This window comes from Priestia megaterium NBRC 15308 = ATCC 14581 (assembly GCF_000832985.1).
GTDB lineage: Bacteria > Bacillota > Bacilli > Bacillales > Bacillaceae_H > Priestia > Priestia megaterium.
In genome coordinates this window covers 2,478,687-2,497,581 of record NZ_CP009920.1, presented here as the reverse complement: position 1 = coordinate 2,497,581, position 18,895 = coordinate 2,478,687, and the positions used below count along the sequence as shown (strand labels likewise).

Sequence of the window (18,895 nt, the reverse complement as noted above, 5' to 3'; positions counted from 1 at the left end):
GCTCGTTCTTTAAACTTTTAGCGTTCGATGCTGAAGAGCTGATTTTTCAATTTGTATCGTGGTATGATTAATGCCGCAGTGATCATGTACTAAATCGATGGCTTTTTGCAAAATTTGCTGACAATCTTTTTCATCTTCTACGCGCATATGACAGCTCAATGAGTCCAGTCCTGAAGTAATCGTCCAAATGTGTAAATCATGCACATCTTTGACTCCTTCAATGTTTTTAAGAAGGTTTTTTATTTCACTGTGATCTACCCCTTCAGGAGAGCCTTCCATCAAAATATGAACGCTATGAGCAAGCACGCCCCAAGCGCTTTTTAAAATTAATACAGACACAACTACAGAAATAATAGGATCAGCAATATACCATCCAAACATCATCATAAGAAGTCCTGCTACAATAGCTCCAATAGATCCTAAAGCATCTCCCAATACGTGTAAGTAAGCGCTGCGTAAATTTACATTTCCTTTTACATCGCCTTGTCTCATAAGTGACCATGCGCTGATTAAATTAGCGAGTAAACCAACAGTAGCAATCAGCATCATGCTGCCGCTTGCTACAGACTGCGGCTCTAATACGCGCTGATAGGCTTCATAGATGATAAATCCTGCTATTACAAACAGTGCCACTCCGTTAAAAAGAGCCGCTAATATTTCAAAACGATAGTAACCGTACGTTTTTTTAGCCGATGCAGCTCGGTTAGCAAACCATATCGCTACAAGGCTAAGAGCAAGTGAGCTTGTATCAGAAAGCATGTGTCCGCTATCGGATAATAACGCTAAACTATTTGTAAAAAGCCCTCCAACAAACTCAAGAACCATAATACCCGCGGTGATAATGAGTGCAATTAACAGACCTTTTTTGTTGCCTTCACGCTGTGTATCAAAATGGTGATGGTGACCATGATGGTGGTGATGATCATGACTCATGCAAAGCCCCTCCTTTTATTCATTATGTGCGCATTCTACGTGCTGAATTACTTGATGCAGTATTCCAACCACGTGTTCATCATCGTACGTATAGAAATACGTATTGCCTTCACGGCGATATTTTACTAAACGTAAATGACGCAAGTGAGTTAACTGATGTGAAATAGCTGATTGTGAAACACCAAGCACTTCAACCATATGACCGACTGAACACTCTTCTTGAAATAGCAAATAAAGAATTTTCATTCTCGTAGGATCTGAAATAGCTTTTAGTATTCTTGACGCTTCTTCTACTGTTTGAGGCGATAAAAACGAATGTTCATCTTTTTTCATACCATCTCTCCGTTCATTATATGCAAGTATATGAGCATATGTTCATATACAAATTATAAAACACCTTTTTCTATATAGTCAATTATTTACGTCTTTCTAAATTTTTTTGCCTATTTTTAAAAAAAATCCACACAAAATACTTTTTCTGTTATATAATACAATTAAATATAATAAACTGTATTAAAACAGATGGAGAGGAGAATAATAAATGAGCAGACAAGAACGCAAAAACATGATTACATTTATTGAAACAATGAAGGGGATTGACCGTGAAACCTTAATGTACATGACGGATGCCGATATCGAGCACATTTACACTTCCGCTTATAAATATTATGAAGAACATTTAGATATGTAGTACGTTTTTTACAGAATGCAGACGTCCAGCTGCATTCTGTTTTTATTTTTTAGGCGTTAGTCGTTACCTCCTTGCTTGTTCCGTGCTATACTATACTAAATATCCCAATTTAAAAGAGAAGAACTGAAAAAATGTGCTGCTATCGCTGAGATGGCAGCTTTCGTGTTTTTTTAGGGGTAATGATTGTGATTATTCTTCTCAATTATCGTTCAAGGAGGATTTGTATGGAAAATGCGTTACCTAAAAAACAAGAACAAACGCCTCAAACATCTTCTGCTGTCAACGTATTAAAAACACATGGTGAACTCATTGCTGCACTGTTGAGCGGAGTGCTGATTTTAGCCGGCTGGCTGCTGTCAAAACAGCAGGATACTGTTGTATCTATTACGCTCTTTGTATTAGCTTACGTGATAGGCGGATTTGCTAAAGCAAAAGAAGGCATTGAAGAAACGATTGAAAATAAAGAATTGAATGTCGAAATGTTAATGATTATTGCAGCCATTGGAGCGGCTGTAATTGGCTACTGGACAGAAGGTGCTATGCTTATTTTCATTTTTGCATTAAGCGGTGCATTAGAAACGTACACCATGAATAAAAGCAACCGAGAAATTAGCGCCTTGATGAATTTACAGCCGCAAGAAGCAATGCGTCTGATTGGAGATCAAGAAGAAATTGTATCCATTTCGGATTTACAAATCGGTGACTTGCTGTTAGTTAAGCCGGGTGAACGAGTGCCATCCGATGGTATTGTTGTCTCAGGTCAAACGACGATTGATCAGGCTGCTATTACAGGGGAATCTGTTCCTGTATTAAAACAGCTCGATGATGAAGTATTCGCGGGCACGGTGAATGTGAAAGGCGCCATTACCATTAAAATGACAAAGCCAAGTGCTGAGACGCTGTTTCAAAAGATCATTCAACTTGTTCAAACGGCTCAAAGTGAAAAGTCGCCTTCTCAATTGTTTATTGAACGATTTGAAGGCACATACGTAAAAATTGTTCTATCGGTTGTGGCAGTTATGCTATTTCTCCCACACTATGTGCTTGGATGGAGCTGGACCGAGACATTTTACCGTGCAATGATTCTCTTAGTTGTAGCGTCTCCTTGCGCTCTGGTTGCATCTATCACCCCTGCTTCGCTATCTGCTATTTCAAACGGAGCAAAAAAAGGAATTTTGTTCAAAGGCGGCGTGCATTTGGAAAGGTTAAGCCATTTAAGCGCAATTGCTTTTGATAAAACAGGAACGTTAACAAAAGGAAAGCCAGAAGTAACAAATGTCATTGTCCGTTCTGATATAAACGAACAGGAATTTCTTGTTAAAATCGCATCAATTGAACGTCAGTCCAATCATCCGCTTGCTCAATCTATTGTTGACTTTGTGAAAAATAAGCAGGAATTGACGCTTGTTCAGCCAGATTCGCTTGAAGACGTTCCCGGATACGGTGTCATTGGGTCTCTTCAAGGAGATACGTGGAAAATAGGAAAAGCAGATTTTGTAGGTAAAGAAGATGCAGCTGAATTTGAAAATGGGATTTCATCTACGCTTGCCAGTGAAGGAAAAACGATTGTGTACGCAAAAGACCAGCATGGTATTGTGGGATTGCTTGCGCTAAAAGACGTTGTACGAACAGAAGCTGTAGACGCTGTTAAATCTCTTAAAGAGCAGGGCATTCATACCGTCATGATTACAGGAGACAGCGAAAAAACAGCCGAAGCTATTTCAAAAGAGTGTGCAGTCGATGAATACATTGCAGAATGTTTGCCTGAAGCGAAAGTAGATAAAATTAAAGCGTTAAAAGAAAAATTCCCTACCGTTTCAATGGTGGGAGATGGCATTAACGATGCCCCTGCTCTTGCTACTGCTAACGTTGGAGTAGCCATGGGAGAAGGAACGGATGTGGCACTTGAAACAGCCGATATCGTTTTAATGAAAAATGATCTATCAAAAATTTCGGATGCAGTAGCTCTTTCCAGACGAATGAACTCAATTGTGAAACAAAACGTTATTTTTTCTATTGCCGTCATCTTTTTATTAATTTGTTCGAATTTTTTCCAAGTGCTTGATATGCCATTTGGTGTTATAGGTCACGAAGGAAGCACCATTTTAGTTATCTTAAACGGCCTTCGCTTGCTAAAATCTTAACGCAAAAAAGCCTAACGTATTTGTTAGGCTTTTTATTATGGAAATCAATGCCTTAATGGTAACCGTTTTGTCCATTTTGGCTGTTGCTTGTTTTATGCTTTGGCTGGCTCTTTTTATTTTGCTTTGTATTGCTTCCGTCTTTTTTTGTATGCTTTGTCATGATGTAAAACCTCCCTTTCACTTTGTTAGTATGCTCATATCTTGCGAATGATTTCATCCCAATTTATGACTATGAAGATTTGACTCGACGGTCGTAGAAAATAGCGTTAATTTCTCCTCCAATAACGATAATCATCCCCGATAGGTACAGCCAAATAAGCAGGATAATAATTCCGCCCAAGCTTCCATATGTAGCTGTATAGTTATTGAAATGATTTACGTAATATGCAAACAGCATCGATACCACTGTCCATCCGATCGTAGCAAAAGCCGCTCCTTTTACAACATTTCGAATCAGCAGTTTTTTATTAGGAGCAAAGTAATATAACCCCGTAAAAACAGTAAATAAAATGAGGCCGCTGATAATCCAGCGGGAAGCAGACCATAAAGCGAGAAAAGTTTCTGAAAACCCAAACGTAGACGATAAATAAAGGCCTATCATATGACCGAAAACAGGAAGTAAAAGCGCTACAATAATAACAAATATCATCGCAAAAGTAAGGAGAACTGCCATACCTCTCGCCACTAAAAAAGGCCGATTTTCTTGTACGTGATATGCTCGGTTAAATGCTCTTACGATCGCATTAATTCCATTTGAAGCAGACCACATCGTGGCAATGATACCAAAGGATAATAGCTTTTCATTATGAGAACCAATGATATGGGAAACGTTGCTTTCAATCATGTGCAGCGTTTGCTGTGGCGCTACATTTTCGACCAGGTCAAGCAGGTCTGTTGATTCTAATGGCAAAAATCCAATCAGCGTAATTAAGAAAATTAAAAAAGGAAATAGCGAGAGCAGCAGATAATAAGCCAATTCAGCTGATAAACTGGGCAGCTCATCTCGATGAATGCGGCCCATCAGTTCTTTGCCAAACCTTACGATGTTATTTATGTACATTCCAGCCATATGTGCCTCCTTATTTATTTTTGTTCATCACCATACTTCTCCACAAATGCTTCTTTTGTATCGTTTACAATTTCCATCACCTGAGGTGTTGTTTCTTTTAACTTTTCTACTTTTCCTGCTACAAATGATACATCTTCAGAAACTTGCTCGATGGTCGTACGGATGGTTTCATATTTCTCTTTGACAGTATCCGTTACAAGTTCAGGGTGCTGAATAAGAGTTGTTGTTTTGTCTTTCAGTTTTTTACTTCCTTGAATGACGGAGTTTCTTGTTTCTTTATCAAATAAAGAAACAGCTCCTCCTATAATTGCTCCAATGACAATACCTTCTACTAGCTTATTTCGTTTACCCATTTGTCGTTTCTCCTCCGTTTTTTATTTTTCAAGTATCGCTTATTCCGAAAAATGCTTCTCTATAATTTCGTCTAAAAGAGCCTTGCATCCTTCTTGAACTAAGTCATATACTTCGTCAAAATTTCCCGTGAAATAAGGATCAGGCACATCTTCAATATGTAAATCGGGCACAAAATCCAAAAGCCTTGCAATATAACCTGTTTTAGTATGTCCAGCCATCCTTCTCAGGTTTCCTACATTTTCGACATCCATTCCAATAATATAATGGAATTTAGCTACATCCTCTTGAATCACTTGTCTTGCTGTTTGCCCTTTAAAATCAATGTTGTTTTTCGTTAAAATAGATTGCGTTCCTTCATGAGGAGGATTGCCTTTGTGCCAGCCTCCTGTGCCTGCAGAATCTACGTGAATTTGTCCTTCTAGCCCTTTTTTCTTCACCATATCTTTAAAGACCGCTTCTGCCATGGGTGAACGACAAATATTTCCCAAACAAACGAATAATACGTTAATCATAGTCTCGACTCCTTTCCCTTATTACAAACATTATATACAATCATTTTTAAACTAAAAAATAGTTTTCTTTTATTTATATCGTTTTCACTCTTCTGTGGATAAGAACCTGACATAAAAGTGTTCACACGATAAAAACATGTTACAATAAAAAAAACGCAACTGGAAGGATGAACAAAGTGGATTTATCAGTAAAATCTCCAGAGAATATTAAACATATGGTCGATAGCATTAGTGAAAAACTGCGCATGCTAAATATCGGAGCAATTAAAGCTGAAGCTTTTGACGAAGAAATGTATGAAGACTTAAAGTACTTATACGATATGGTAATGAGAAAAGATTCTTTTAGCCCAAGTGAAATGCAAGCGATCGCGGAAGAATTAGGTACACTGCGTAAACAAGCTTAATGACAACTCCGTCAATGACTAATAGCCATTGACGGTTTTTTCTACATTTTTTTCTATACATGAATGCTGCGCCTTTTAGCGAGCAAATAAGAGTTAAATCGTTTACATACACATAGATGAAATATTCCCAAAAATCTTTCTTTTTTATTAGGAATTGACGTTTTTATTATTTGTCTATAGAATGTACCGAAATACCTAAAGCTCGTATAGTCTTGGAAATAGGGTCCAAGAGTTTCTACCGAACTACCGTAAATAGTTGGACTACGAGGGTTGAACATCATTCATACTGCATTTTTATTCTTCTTTATGTTCTCCCTTACATAGTCCTTCATTGTTATTCAGTTATACAATGAGAGGAGTCACATTCATGTCAAATACAAAAACAACCTTAAAAAAACAGCTTGCTGTTGCCAATAAAAAAATACCTGCAGATCTTGTAGTGAAAAACGGGAAAATTATCGATGTCTTTACGCTTTCCATCATTGAAGCCGATATTGCGATTGCTGATGGAGTGATTGTTGGAATAGGTCAATACGATGGGAATAACGTCGTGGATGCAAAAGGAAAATACATTTCTCCTACATTCATTGATGGACACGTTCACATTGAATCATCAATGGTTACACCTAAAGAGTTCTCAAAACTTCTTGTACCTAGAGGCGTGACAACTGTCGTAACGGACCCTCATGAAATTGCGAATGTGTCAGGGAAATCTGGCATTGAGTTTATGCTTCAAAACTCGGATTCCATTCCTTTAGACGTATTTGTGAACTTACCTTCAAGCGTGCCAGCAACTCCTTTTGAAAGCTCTGGAGCCGTCTTAAAAGCAACTGACTTAGCGCCATTTTTCTCTCACCCTCGCGTGCTTGGATTAGCAGAAGTGATGGATTTCCCTGCTGTGCGAGATGGCGATGACGATATGCTCGATAAATTACAAGCAGCTAACGATGTAAACGGCGTAATTGATGGGCACGGCTCGGGGCTAGATGCTACGGGCGTTAATATTTATCGTACCGCTGACATTTCAACAGATCATGAATGCGTAACAGCAGAAGAAGCAATTGAGCGTATTCAGCGCGGGATGTATGTTCTGATCCGCCAAGGTTCTGTCGCTAAAGATTTGAAACAACTATTACCTGCTGTAAATGAACGCAACGCGCGCAGATTTTTATTCTGTACCGATGACAAACACCTAGATGATTTATTAACGGAAGGTTCTATTGATTACAATGTTCGTTTTGCTATTGAACTCGGGCTGGATCCGTTAATTGCGATTCAAATGGCTTCGTTAAATGCCGCTGAATGCTACGGGTTAAAAGATAGAGGTGCGGTTGCTCCTGGTTACAAAGCGGATTTTATTCTATTAGACGACTTAACCGATATATCTGCAGCACATGTCTATCAAAACGGAGAGCTTATTGCTGAAAATGGAGAGATGCTTTCTGTTCAAGAAGAACAAATTGATCTTCCAACAGAACTAATGAATTCTGTTCATCTCAAAAATTTTTCCATTAAAAACCTTACGATACCACTTCAGCACAATCACGCTAATATTATTGAAATTAATCCAAACAGCCTGATTACAAATCATATTGTAGAAGAAGTTCAAGTGAAGCAAAACGAATTTCAGTCTTCTGTAGAAAACGATCAGCTGAAAATGGCTGTTGTTGAGCGTCATCATCTAACAGGGAATATTGGTCTTGGGATTGTAAAAGGTTTTCAGTTAAAAGACGGAGCGATTGCTACCACGATTGCTCATGATTCACATAATATCGTAGCCGTAGGAACAAATGATGAAGATTTAGCAAAAGCAATTGCGGCAATTGAAGAAATTGGCGGAGGTATTGTTATTGTAAAAGGCAATGAAGTGATTGGCTCCCTCCCTCTTTCCATTGGAGGATTAATGTCACCTCACCCTTACAATGAAGTAAACAGCTTACTTAAGCAGCTTCACGGGGCTCTTCATGAGCTTGATATTTCACAGAAATTCAACCCGCTGCTGACATTATCTTTCTTAAGCTTGCCTGTTATCCCATGTCTAAAATTAACCGACAAAGGATTATTTAACGTAAAAGAATTTAAGCATATCACCGTTCAAGCATAAAATAAAAAGGACTCTTTCGAGTCCTTTTTATTTATATCCTTTAGACGGCGCAGTTCGAGTTTTACGATTTTTATAATGACGATATCCTTCTTTTAAAAGGATAGGAAAAACAGCGACTAGAATTTTTTTTAATATACGTCCCAATTTAAGGCACTCCTTTACGTGTTCTTACTTTACTATACCCAAATTGGACAGCTAAAAACGCAAAAAAGAGCAGGTATATCCTGCTCTTTTTGTATTACTTACCGATAAATTGTTGAGTCCAGTACGTAGTATCACCTTTTACGTATCCAACACCAATTTCAGTGAAATCAGGGTTTAGAATGTTTTTGCGGTGACCGTCACTATTCATCCAAGCATTCATTACATCTTCAGGAGATTGCTGACCTTTTGCAATGTTTTCACCTGCAGTTGTATATTCAATGCCGAATTGTTTCATCATATCAAATGGTGAACCATATGTTGGTGAATTGTGGTCAAAGTACCCTTTGTCCATCATATCTTTTGATTTAGTGCGTGCAACGTCACTTAGTTTTTTGTTAAGTGTTAGAGGTTTTAAACCTTGTTTTTCACGCTCTTGGTTCACTAAATCTACGACCTTTTGTTCGAATTGACTAGCATCTTTTGTTTGTTCTGCTTTATCAGTATTTTCTGATTGTTGAGCTTTTGTGTTTTGCTGTGTTTGCTCTGGAGCTTTTGCTTCTTCACTTTTCTCTGGTGCTTGTGCTTGTTCCTGTGGAGCTGCTTCAGCTTGCTCTGGTGCTTGTGTTTCTTGTTGTGGAGCTGCTGCTTGAGCAGATTGTCCTTGAGCGTTAAATTTCTTTAATAGCTCATCTACATTTATATTTTGTGCTGCTTGAGCATCTTTAATAGTGATTTGTTTTGGAGTGTTGCAATCAGGAGCTGCTGCATTTGCTTGTCCTGCTGTTAGTAATCCTAATGATACGGCACCTGCGACAGTGGCAATACGAAACCTTTTCTTCATGTTTGAAATCCTCCTATGTGATAATAAAGTTTTTTTGTAAAACCGCAACGCATCTAAGCTTGTAGCAAGCCAATCTCGTGATGCACCCTCATTGTTGCATGAAAACTATGAAACTCGCAACGTCTTTTAAGCTACCAAAATTATACTTTCATTTATGTAAAAAATATTTCGATTGTGTTACGTGGCTTCTATCTATTGATAGTAAAAGGTTTTCATATCCTTTTAGAAACCGTTTCATCCAATGCAGTAATATAACTGTAAATTCCTCGTCAAAATCGTTACATACAAAAAAGGCGACAGCAGAGTGGTAAACCACCCTGTTATCGCCTTTTACAGAAAGTTTTACTAATATTATTTACTTATTTTAAGACATTTACTGATTCACGTACGAATGCTTCCATATCGTCTGGTGTACGGCTTGTAACTAGTTGATTACCGCATACCACCACTTCTTTATCATGGAAGTTTGCACCTGCATTTTTCAAATCAATAGCAATTGATTTGAAACCAGTTACGTCACGTCCTTTTAACGTTTCAGCATTAATTAGCAGCTGTGGTCCGTGACAGATAGCCATAACCGGTTTGCCTTCATCCATAAATGATTTTGTGAAAGCTACGACTTGATCGTCCGCACGTAAGATATCTGGTGAGAAACCTCCCGGTAAAAACAATGCGTCAAAATCTTCTGGTTTTACATCCGCAATTGCTTTATCAATTGTTAATGTTGTTTCGCCTTGTTTACCTGTTACTTCACCTGTTTTAACATCGATTTTTGTTAGCGTATGGCCTTCTTCTTCAAAGGCTTTGGCTGGATCTGTATATTCCACATCTTCAAATAAATCTGTTACTAATACTGCAATCTTCTTACTCATTCTAAGCAACTCCTTAATTGATTTGTGTACTAATGTTCTATAAATAAAATACCCGTACACTATTCTTTTAAACATAGTTTATGGGTAAAAAACTTTTCTACAATAATCAAAAACCACATTGAAGATTTTTATAAAGAAGAAATTCAAAACAAATTAAATGTCTGGAACGTCGTCTCTTCTGGAACTGGGTACACGTCTCTCCCTGCAATCACGTTCAGAATACGCTGATTGCGCTGAACGGATAAACCAAGATTTGTTGCACCAGATCCATGTGAATGTTCAATATTGGTTAACGTAAAAAAGTGGTGGTTACGAGGTTGTTTAAAGACAAGCCGGTAATCTTTTGTGACTTTAAAACGCTTGTCATCTTCCCATTCGATATCATCTTTTATTCGTTCGATGAACGGCGAAATTTTTGGCTTATAGCCCGTGGACAATATCAAACGATCCGCTTCGTATTGAAAAGAGCGTTCAGCCTTTAATTGTTTGCACTCCAGCTCATATCCATTCCCTTTTTTATGAATATCACTTACTTCAGTCGAAGCTTGAATCGTAACGGGTACTTTTCCTTTAAGTGAACGATGATAAAGTAAATCATAGATTTTCGTTAAGGTAGAAGATTCAATTCCATGACGTAAAGGATTTAAATCTTCTACCGTGCTTGTACGTTCCTCAAAAGGCAGCGAATGAAAGTAATCTACATAGTCTGGCGAAAATAACTCTTGAGCAAGCTTGGATTGATCAAGCTGAAAAAAATTAGAAGATCTTGTAAACCATGTAAGGTGGTAATGATGTTCAGTCTGTTCTTCTAGTAAATCAAGAAAAATCTCTGCAGCACTTTGCCCTGAACCAACGATCGTTACATGCTTTCCTTTTTGAATCTCTTCTTTTTTATGTAAATAGCCGCTGCTGTGTAAAATATGCTCATTAAGCTTTTCTTCAAAAGCCGGAGGTACAAGTGGAATGCTTCCTGTTCCCATTACAACGTGTTTAGCATTTACCGTTTGAATTCCCTCAGGTGTTTCTACCTTTACTTCATAATACTCTTCTTCATTTTTCGGTATCACGTCCACAACTTTTGAAGAAAAGTGGCAGGAAGATAGCTGCTCTGCTACCCATTTTGCGTATTCGTTGTATTCTTGACGCGGAATATCAAAACGATTAAAGAAAAAGAACGGATACAAGCGTTTTTGCTTATGAATATAATTTAGAAAAGAATAGGGGCTTGTTGGATCCGCAAATGTAACTAAGTCTGCTAGAAACGGAATCTGCAAGTCCGTGCCGTCAATTAACATGCCCGGATGCCATTCGAATTTCTCTTCTTTATCAAAGAAGACGGCATCAATTTCATCAATAGGCTCAGCAAGGGCCGCTAAGCCTAAATTAAAAGGTCCTATTCCTATTCCCACCATGTCATACTGCTTATTTGTCATCTTTAAACTCCCTTTCATAAAAAAAGCTAACAGTATTGTCTACTGTTAGCTTTTTACCCTTTTTCCATACATTTATGCGGAAGGAGTCATACTCATTTTCGGGCCAAACGATTCATACATGATATTTTCTTGGGAAATACCCATTTCAGCTAGGCCTTCTAACACCATTTGCGTAAATGAAGAAGATCCACAAACATAATAATATGCATGTTTATCGCCGGCATATTTAGCTAGCTCTTTTTTAGTTAAGCGACCATACGTTATATGTTCATCATGCTGGTCTGTTTGCGCTTGACTATAAAAAACGTGTTGTTCAAACTTATATGTCTCTGACAACAATTGAAGCTCTTGTTTCATTGCATGAAACTGCTCATTTTTAGCACTGTGAATAAATGTTACTTCTTGATTGTTTTCCAGTGCTTGATGAAGCATTGACATCATTGGAGTAATTCCTACACCTCCGCTGATAAATACTGATTTACTATTTTCTTTTAAGACAAAATCTCCTGCTGGAACGCTGACTTCAAGCAAGTCTCCTTCTTTCAATTGGTCATGTAAATAAGTTGACACGACCCCGTCTTCCATTTGCTTTTCTTTTTTCACCGTAATTTTATAGTATGGTTGGTTTGGATAGCCAGATAAGCTGTACTGACGAATGGATAAATACTCTTGACCAGGAATTCGTACACTGACATACTGACCTGGCAGAAAAGCAGGCAGCGCTTTTTGATCAGGTGATACTAAATAAAACGAGTACACGTCTTCTGCTTCTATTACTTTTTTATGAACCATTAGTTTTTTATAATCTTTCCATCCTTTTTCTTCGGCTTCTTCATATAATTCTTGCTCCACACTTATGAACACGTCCGCAATGGCACCGTATGCTTCTTTCCAAGCTTCCATAATCTCATCGGTCGCAGCTTCTTTTAAAACATCTTTAATTGCTTTTAATAAGAACTCTCCGACAATTGGATAGTGCTCTGCTTTTACGCCAATACTGCGGTGTTTATGAGCGATTTGCTTTACAACTGGAAGCAGCGTTTCAAGCCGATCGATGTACTGCGCAGCGGCATAAACTGTATTAGCTAACGCCATTTGCTGACGGCCTGTTTTTTGATTTGTTTGGTTGAATACATTTTTTAAAGAAGGATACTGTTCAAAAAGCATCTCATAAAAACGAGTTGTAATTGCTTGACCATGCTGTTCTAAAACAGGAACTGTACTTTTTACAATAGAAATAGTTGTTTGTTTCATAACTTTCGCCTCCGAAAGATTCATTTTTAAAAGATATATTTTTAATACATCTTTATAATACTCATACCCTACTTAAAAAGATATATTTTATATACATATTTAAAGAAATGTTCACAAATTCACCCTGTCAAAAATGAGAGCATTCTTTCTGTATTTCTTAGATATAGACATGCTATTATAGATATATCAGCTGCTGATAAGAGAAGAGGTAAAAAGATGAGGCTCACACAATATACAGATTACTCACTGCGAGTTTTATTATATTTAGGCGTTCGCGATAATAATAAACTAAGCAATATAAAAGAAATTGCTGAAGCGTATAATATTTCAAAAAACCATCTTATGAAAATCATTCACGAGCTTGGAAAACTTGGCTTAATTGAAACGATCCGAGGACGAAACGGCGGTATTCGTTTAGCTCAGCTTCCAAAAGACATTAATATTGGAAAAGTGGTACGTCAAACAGAAGAAGATTTTCATATCGTTGAATGTTTTGACCGTGAAGGAAACTTCTGCATTATTAGCCCCGTCTGTAAGTTAAAAAATGTTTTACATGAAGCCATGCAAGCCTTCATTAAGGTGTTAGATCAATATACGCTAGAAGATCTAATTCAAAATAAAGATGATTTAAACCTCCTCCTTCTATCTCAAAAAAACGAGGAATGAGTAAACTAAAATTCACTTGAAATCATTCTCGTTTTTTTAACCTTTTTCCCTTTCATCATAAAATAAAAGATGTTACAATGAGGCACGTATTGGAAAGACAAGATGTCTCCATTCGAGCAGACAATGAACCTCATTCTGTTCATCCTAAAAAATGACGAAAGGGTGTTTGAGTATGCACGTAGGAAGCAAAGGTTGGTATGTTGAGGAACTTAAGAAACGAGGAGTTCGCAACCACGAAGGCCGCAAAGTAGAAAAGTACAAAACCTATGTACTTGCTAACTTGCTTGATACACACAAAAATTAATTAACGTGTAATAAGAGAGTACAAATGCGTACTCTCTTTTTTGTTCATTTAATAAGCAGCGTCTTGATAAAAATAATTTGGTGATAATACTTTATTTTTATAAGGCTTATGAAAAATATGCATGGTAGCTGGCGAAACCGGCGGAATCAACCACGTCCAGTTCCCAGTCACTTCGCGGCCATTTTTTTGCTCTCTTTCTTCAAACAAGTGAAATTGCTGAGCAGCGGTGTGATGGTCTACAATGCTAACGCCTTCTCGTTTAAAAGAAGAAAGCACTGCAACGTTTAATTCAACAAGAGCTTTGTCCTTCCAAAGCGTCGCGTTGTAATCCATGTTCAATTCCATCATAGAAGCTATTTTGGGAAGTTGGTTATAACGATACGTATCCGCTAAATTTCGCGCCCCAATCTCAGTCCCCATGTACCATCCATTAAACGGTGCTGCGACGTAATCAATCCCTCCAATTTCTAGCTTCATATCTGAAATCATCGGGACAGCGTACCATTTTAACTGTAAGTCTTCAAATTCAGGAAGTTCTGGATGCGTAATAGCTACTTCTTTCACTAAATGTTTTGGAATATCAAAACATCGAGGCGACCCTTCGTTCACTTGCAGGACTAGAGGAAGAACATCGAAGTGAGTTTTCTCACCTTCCCACCCCAAATTTCGGCAAACCTCCGTGAACGCAACAGAATCAGGATCTCCTATCGTACCGTCTTCAGTCTCATACCCCGCATAGCGGATTAGCTGATGATTCCATATTCTAACCGGCTCTTTTGCTTTCATTTTCGGTTTAAACACCGTAATAGTAGGCCGGATTTTCCCGTCATTTGTTGCATATTCAATATGGTGAAACAGGGCGTCTCTTATCTCTTCAACTGTGTTCGCATCTCGCTTATCAAATACATTGAGCGAGTGCCAAAATAGTCGGCCGATACATTTATTGCTGTTTCTCCAAGCCATACGAGCTCCGTGCTCTAACTCTTCAAATGTATGATCATAATGTCCGAGTGACATAATTTGCTGATGGATTTCTTTTAACCGCTTGTTTTTATCCGCTTCGCTTTTTTCAAGTTCAGCGTAACACGTCTCTATAAATACACGTGCTTGTTCAAATAATTCTTCTTGCTTCAACGTTTGTTCCCCCCTAGAAGAACAGATTTCATTCTTTTCGTTCAAGAAAAGCAAGTTTCAGTATACCATTCTCATAGCGGAAACGCGCATCATAATGCTTTAATAGCCTCTTTCAATATTAACCAAGTTAGAAGGCAATCCGCCTTGCTCAACTTTTTGCAGCGTTTCAACAAAGCACCTGACGGCTTCTTCAGGCGTAGTCACCGCTGAAATATGAGGTGTTATGATGATGTTTGAATGATCCCACCAAGACGATTCTTTCGTTAACGGCTCATGCTCAAACACGTCTATGTATGCTTTTCGAATACGTTTTTGCTCAATAGCCTCTACTAACGCATTTTCATCTACAGTTGCTCCTCGTCCAACATTTATAAAGTATGCACTTTCAACTACATTCATCCATTTTGGATCAAAGTAGCTTTTTGTTTCATGTGTTAGCGGCATTGTACTAATAATCCAATCGGCTTCTTTTAGCAATTCTTTTTCCTTCGAAATCGAGACCACTTGATCAAATGACGGCTTTTCATTTCCACTTTTAGATACACCCATTACTCGTACACCAAAAGATTTTAAAACGGCTGCAAGACGCCCGCCGATTTCACCTGTTCCGTAAATTATGACCGTTTGAGTAGAAAGCTGCTTAGGCTCTATCACTTTCCACTGCTTTTGTTTTTGCTGATGCTGAAACTGTGCGTGGTGCTGAAGTTCAGCTAGCATATAGCTAAGACAATATTCACTGATTCGCTGACCGAATGAACAAACCGTACGTGTTAACATCACACTCTTTTTCCAATTACCGCTTTCTAAGAACCGATCGACTCCTGCGCCGAGAGAATGAATCCATTTAAAGCTATGGTCTTCAAAGCAATTCGTTGGACCGAAGGATAAAAGCGCGTCAGCCCAGTTTAAATCTTCAATTGTCACGTCTTGCTCTTCCATAAATCGAAACGTCTGAGGCAGCTGCTTTTGTTTGATTATCTCCTCCAGCTCTTTATGCATTCTTCCTGCCACTAGTATCGTATGAATGTTCATTTCTTTTCCCCCTGCCTTTTTATTCTTTTATATACTTTATTTGAATGATTCGATATAACCGTCCCTTCGTCATGAAGGATTTTCTACATTGATATATATAGTATGAATGAAGTGAAAGGAAGACGCGAGTGAATTTTATATGACTTTCAAGGCTGGAAAACTCATATGGATTTATGTATATAAGTTCGCTATAATCGTTATGAATCAATTTGTTTATAACGAAACGTACGATAGATATTTTAAAAGAAAAGGTGTGTCAGCATGAGTGTATTAAACGTAAAAAATCTAAGCCATGGTTTTGGTGACCGTGCGATTTTTAACGATGTATCATTTCGATTGTTAAAAGGTGAACACGTCGGCTTAATTGGAGCAAACGGCGAAGGTAAATCAACATTTATGAACATCATTACAGGCAAGCTAGAACCGGATGCTGGAAAAGTAGAATGGTCTAAAAAAGTGCGCGTTGGCTATTTAGATCAGCACACAGCATTAGAGCGCGGCCTTTCTATTCGTGATGTACTAAAAAGTGCTTTTCAATACTTATTTGATTTAGAAGCTCAAATGAATGGCCTCTACGAGAAAATGGCGGAGGTATCACCAGAAGAACTCGAAAAACTATTAGAAGAAGTCGGTACGCTTCAAGACCTCTTAACAAACAATGACTTTTATGTTATCGATGCGAAAGTCGAAGAAATTGCACGCGGATTAGGATTAGAAGATATCGGCTTAGATCGCGATGTACAGGATTTAAGCGGCGGACAGCGTACGAAAGTATTATTAGCCAAACTGCTGCTTGAAAAACCAGAAATTCTTTTACTTGATGAGCCTACAAACTACTTGGATGAACAGCATATTGAGTGGCTGCGACGCTACTTGCAAGAATATGAAAATGCCTTTATTTTAATTTCTCACGATCTTCCATTTTTAAATAGCGTGATCAATTTAATTTATCATATGGAAAACCAAGAGTTAAATCGCTATGTAGGAGACTACGACGATTTTATGAAAGTATATGAGATGAAAAAACAGCAGCTTGAAGCAGCGTATAAAAAACAACAGCAAGAAATGGCAGATTTAAAAGATTTCGTAGCGAGAAACAAAGCCCGTGTGTCGACACGAAATATGGCCATGTCCCGTCAAAAAAAGCTCGATAAAATGGAAGTAATTGAACTAGCTCAGGAGCGTCCAAAACCAGAGTTTAACTTTAAGGGTGCTCGTACTTCAAGCAAATTAATTTTTGAAACATCTGATTTAGTCATTGGATACGAAGAGCCGCTTTCTAAGCCACTGAATTTAAAAATGGAGCGAGGTCAAAAGATTGCCCTTGTAGGAGCAAATGGAATCGGGAAAACAACTCTTTTAAAAAGTATTTTAGGAGAAATCAAACCGATTTCAGGCTCTGTAGAAAAAGGAGATTACCAGCATATTGGCTATTTTGAACAAGAAATCAAAACCGCTAATTACAATACGTGTATTGAAGAAGTATGGAATGAGTTTTCTCACTTTACCCAATACGAGATTCGCGCAGCTTTAGCTAAATGCGGCTTAACAACAAAACATATTGAAAGTAAAGTAGAAGTTCTAAGCGGTGGAGAAAAAGCAAAAGTTCGTCTATGTAAGCTAATTAACAATGAAACCAACATTCTTGTACTGGATGAGCCTACAAACCACTTAGATGTAGATGCGAAAGATGAATTAAAACGAGCTTTAAAAGAATACAAAGGAAGTATCTTAATTATTTGCCACGAACCTGAATTTTATCAAGATGTTGTCACAGACGTGTGGAACTGCGAATCTTGGACGACTAAATTATTTTAAAAAAACGGGTTAAAAGAGGCATATCTTTTAGAAAAAGTGGGAATGATAAGATTAAGTTCCCCCCCTTTGTGTGAGTAGCCATTTTTTAAATGGTTACTTTTTTTATGTATAGTCCTTTAAGAAAATGGCTATATTGTATCTATACTCCCTAAACCCAAAAAGGCCGCTGCAGCGATGCAGCGGTCTTTTCGTTGTCATGGCTTCATCTGTAGCCAGCTATCAAAATGATGAACAGCTATACTGCTTGGAGGATTTTCAGCTTGACACTCCGTAAGCAACATATCCAGCTCTTGCATCATCTTTTCTTCTCCTTTAGCAGAAAAAGAAATGTATTCTCCTTCATCTGAAGCCATCGTTTCCACCCCTATTTCAATCGGAGTAGATAGTACACGTCCCCACTTGCGTTCATTTTCTGTTATTTCAGCAATACCGTTTTCTTTATCTGCGTGGTTTCGGTACGCCATAATTGTGACTTCATCAGCGTACTGAATAATCCACCGCCCCAGCAAACCGGAACCGTTGCTATTTTTGAATGGAACTTCGTCAAACCAAAACGGTATATCTACAGCAAGCGGCAAGTGTAACTCATGAGACTGTACAGCGGCTTGAGAAATAACATATTGATACTGCAGAATACTTTTCGCTCGATTATTTTCCCAACTTTTATACAAATAAGGCTCTACATCCAAATGAACCCCTAAAAATTGCTGTGGCTCGTCTGCTTGTGCTTGGTAAGCTGTTATCCAATTAAAAAATGCTTCCTGCTCTTCTATACCAGAAGGCCCTATCCAATAAGGAGCGCCGTCAAGTGCGTAAACACTTATGCCCTGGGCTTGTGCTTGTTGGATAAAATGCCGATATACGGAAGGTGAAAGATGAGTATCAATTTGTAAATAAACGTTTGTCACCTTTTTTTCTTGAAGCTTTTCGAGGATAGCTTCTTGGTTCAGCATCCATTTCTTTGTATCCCACACCCACGTCGACAGCGGTATATTTATCTCTGCATTCACCTTTGATCCACATCCTATTCCTTTCCCCATATTAAACAGCCATATAACCACCAGAAAAATAAGAACGCACTTGCTTTTCACACTCTTTTTCCTCCTTTATACGAGCCAGAACTCATATAAAGAGAGTCTGACAGCTTGGCACAACTTTATGCTGAATTTCCCCCTTAAATCTGTAG

Annotated in this window: 19 protein-coding genes and 1 riboswitch; of the genes, 7 read left to right on the top strand and 12 right to left on the bottom strand. The window is 38.0% G+C overall.

The window, feature by feature from the left end:
* Positions 1 to 9: 9 nt before the first annotated feature.
* Together BG04_RS13405 and BG04_RS13400 are read right to left on the bottom strand one after the other, a co-directional pair.
* A complete protein-coding gene (locus BG04_RS13405) occupies positions 10 to 933 on the bottom strand; it encodes a cation diffusion facilitator family transporter (protein WP_034654781.1) in 924 nt (307 codons plus the stop codon).
* Positions 934 to 948: 15 nt separating this feature from the next.
* Positions 949 to 1,266 (bottom strand): ArsR/SmtB family transcription factor, encoded by a 318-nt coding sequence (locus BG04_RS13400; protein WP_013081523.1) that lies wholly within the window; start codon positions 1,264 to 1,266, stop codon positions 949 to 951.
* A 208-nt stretch (positions 1,267 to 1,474) separates the two neighbouring features.
* On the opposite strand from BG04_RS13400, the gene BG04_RS13395 reads away from it, so the two are divergent.
* Entirely contained in the window at positions 1,475 to 1,624 is a 150-nt protein-coding gene (locus BG04_RS13395; RefSeq protein WP_013055132.1) for a BH0509 family protein, read from the top strand.
* Between the two features lie 224 nt (positions 1,625 to 1,848).
* Positions 1,849 to 3,768, top strand: a complete 1,920-nt coding sequence (locus BG04_RS13390) for a heavy metal translocating P-type ATPase (RefSeq protein ID WP_034654778.1) — start codon at positions 1,849 to 1,851, stop codon at positions 3,766 to 3,768.
* 229 nt (positions 3,769 to 3,997) lie between these two features.
* Here BG04_RS13390 and BG04_RS13385 read toward each other — a convergent pair whose 3' ends face one another.
* From BG04_RS13385 to BG04_RS13375, 3 genes are read right to left on the bottom strand one after another with little or no spacing between them, the layout of a single operon-like run.
* Positions 3,998 to 4,837, bottom strand: a complete 840-nt coding sequence (locus tag BG04_RS13385) for a YihY/virulence factor BrkB family protein (protein ID WP_016762848.1) — start codon at positions 4,835 to 4,837, stop codon at positions 3,998 to 4,000.
* Between the two features lie 14 nt (positions 4,838 to 4,851).
* Complete coding sequence (locus BG04_RS13380; protein ID WP_034654776.1) at positions 4,852 to 5,190, bottom strand: hypothetical protein; 339 nt, start codon at positions 5,188 to 5,190, stop codon at positions 4,852 to 4,854.
* Positions 5,191 to 5,229: 39 nt separating this feature from the next.
* Complete coding sequence (locus BG04_RS13375; RefSeq protein ID WP_013055128.1) at positions 5,230 to 5,703, bottom strand: low molecular weight protein-tyrosine-phosphatase; 474 nt, start codon at positions 5,701 to 5,703, stop codon at positions 5,230 to 5,232.
* 176 nt (positions 5,704 to 5,879) lie between these two features.
* Here BG04_RS13375 and BG04_RS13370 point away from each other — a divergent pair, with 176 nt between their 5' ends.
* Positions 5,880 to 6,107: a DUF1128 domain-containing protein gene (locus tag BG04_RS13370; protein WP_013055127.1), complete on the top strand. Its 228-nt coding sequence runs from the start codon at positions 5,880 to 5,882 to the stop codon at positions 6,105 to 6,107.
* 182 nt (positions 6,108 to 6,289) lie between these two features.
* A riboswitch (purine riboswitch) is annotated at positions 6,290 to 6,391 on the top strand.
* Positions 6,392 to 6,474: 83 nt separating this feature from the next.
* A complete protein-coding gene (gene ade, locus BG04_RS13365) occupies positions 6,475 to 8,211 on the top strand; it encodes an adenine deaminase (RefSeq protein ID WP_034654775.1) in 1,737 nt (578 codons plus the stop codon).
* A gap of 238 nt (positions 8,212 to 8,449) precedes the next feature.
* On the opposite strand, the gene BG04_RS13360 is transcribed toward ade, so the two are convergent.
* The 4 genes from BG04_RS13360 to hmpA form a co-directional block, all read right to left on the bottom strand.
* Positions 8,450 to 9,196, bottom strand: a complete 747-nt coding sequence (locus BG04_RS13360; RefSeq protein ID WP_034654774.1) for a CAP domain-containing protein — start codon at positions 9,194 to 9,196, stop codon at positions 8,450 to 8,452.
* A gap of 359 nt (positions 9,197 to 9,555) precedes the next feature.
* A complete protein-coding gene (locus BG04_RS13355) occupies positions 9,556 to 10,068 on the bottom strand; it encodes a type 1 glutamine amidotransferase domain-containing protein (RefSeq protein ID WP_013081517.1) in 513 nt (170 codons plus the stop codon).
* Between the two features lie 143 nt (positions 10,069 to 10,211).
* Positions 10,212 to 11,501 (bottom strand): lysine N(6)-hydroxylase/L-ornithine N(5)-oxygenase family protein, encoded by a 1,290-nt coding sequence (locus BG04_RS13350; protein ID WP_013081516.1) that lies wholly within the window; start codon positions 11,499 to 11,501, stop codon positions 10,212 to 10,214.
* Between the two features lie 72 nt (positions 11,502 to 11,573).
* The gene (gene hmpA, locus BG04_RS13345) at positions 11,574 to 12,755 is read right to left on the bottom strand and encodes an NO-inducible flavohemoprotein (RefSeq protein WP_034654773.1); all 1,182 of its coding nucleotides are present in this window, start codon (positions 12,753 to 12,755) and stop codon (positions 11,574 to 11,576) included.
* 216 nt (positions 12,756 to 12,971) lie between these two features.
* Here hmpA and BG04_RS13340 point away from each other — a divergent pair, with 216 nt between their 5' ends.
* Positions 12,972 to 13,421: an RrF2 family transcriptional regulator gene (locus BG04_RS13340; protein ID WP_034654771.1), complete on the top strand. Its 450-nt coding sequence runs from the start codon at positions 12,972 to 12,974 to the stop codon at positions 13,419 to 13,421.
* Positions 13,422 to 13,593: 172 nt separating this feature from the next.
* Positions 13,594 to 13,725 carry a YflJ family protein gene (locus tag BG04_RS29700; protein WP_080743110.1) on the top strand — a complete coding sequence of 44 codons (132 nt, stop codon included), beginning with the start codon at positions 13,594 to 13,596 and terminating at the stop codon, positions 13,723 to 13,725.
* A gap of 48 nt (positions 13,726 to 13,773) precedes the next feature.
* On the opposite strand, the gene BG04_RS13335 is transcribed toward BG04_RS29700, so the two are convergent.
* Both BG04_RS13335 and BG04_RS13330 read right to left on the bottom strand, forming a co-directional pair.
* Entirely contained in the window at positions 13,774 to 14,859 is a 1,086-nt protein-coding gene (locus BG04_RS13335; protein ID WP_034654769.1) for a nitric oxide synthase oxygenase, read from the bottom strand.
* A 99-nt stretch (positions 14,860 to 14,958) separates the two neighbouring features.
* Positions 14,959 to 15,891, bottom strand: coding sequence for a D-2-hydroxyacid dehydrogenase (locus BG04_RS13330; RefSeq protein ID WP_034654767.1), 933 nt, complete (start codon positions 15,889 to 15,891; stop codon positions 14,959 to 14,961).
* A gap of 261 nt (positions 15,892 to 16,152) precedes the next feature.
* Between BG04_RS13330 and BG04_RS13325 the strand changes: the two genes are divergently transcribed.
* Complete coding sequence (locus tag BG04_RS13325; RefSeq protein WP_034654765.1) at positions 16,153 to 17,709, top strand: ABC-F family ATP-binding cassette domain-containing protein; 1,557 nt, start codon at positions 16,153 to 16,155, stop codon at positions 17,707 to 17,709.
* Positions 17,710 to 17,903: 194 nt separating this feature from the next.
* On the opposite strand, the gene BG04_RS13320 is transcribed toward BG04_RS13325, so the two are convergent.
* Positions 17,904 to 18,800, bottom strand: coding sequence for a hypothetical protein (locus tag BG04_RS13320; protein WP_034654764.1), 897 nt, complete (start codon positions 18,798 to 18,800; stop codon positions 17,904 to 17,906).
* Positions 18,801 to 18,895: the final 95 nt, after the last annotated feature.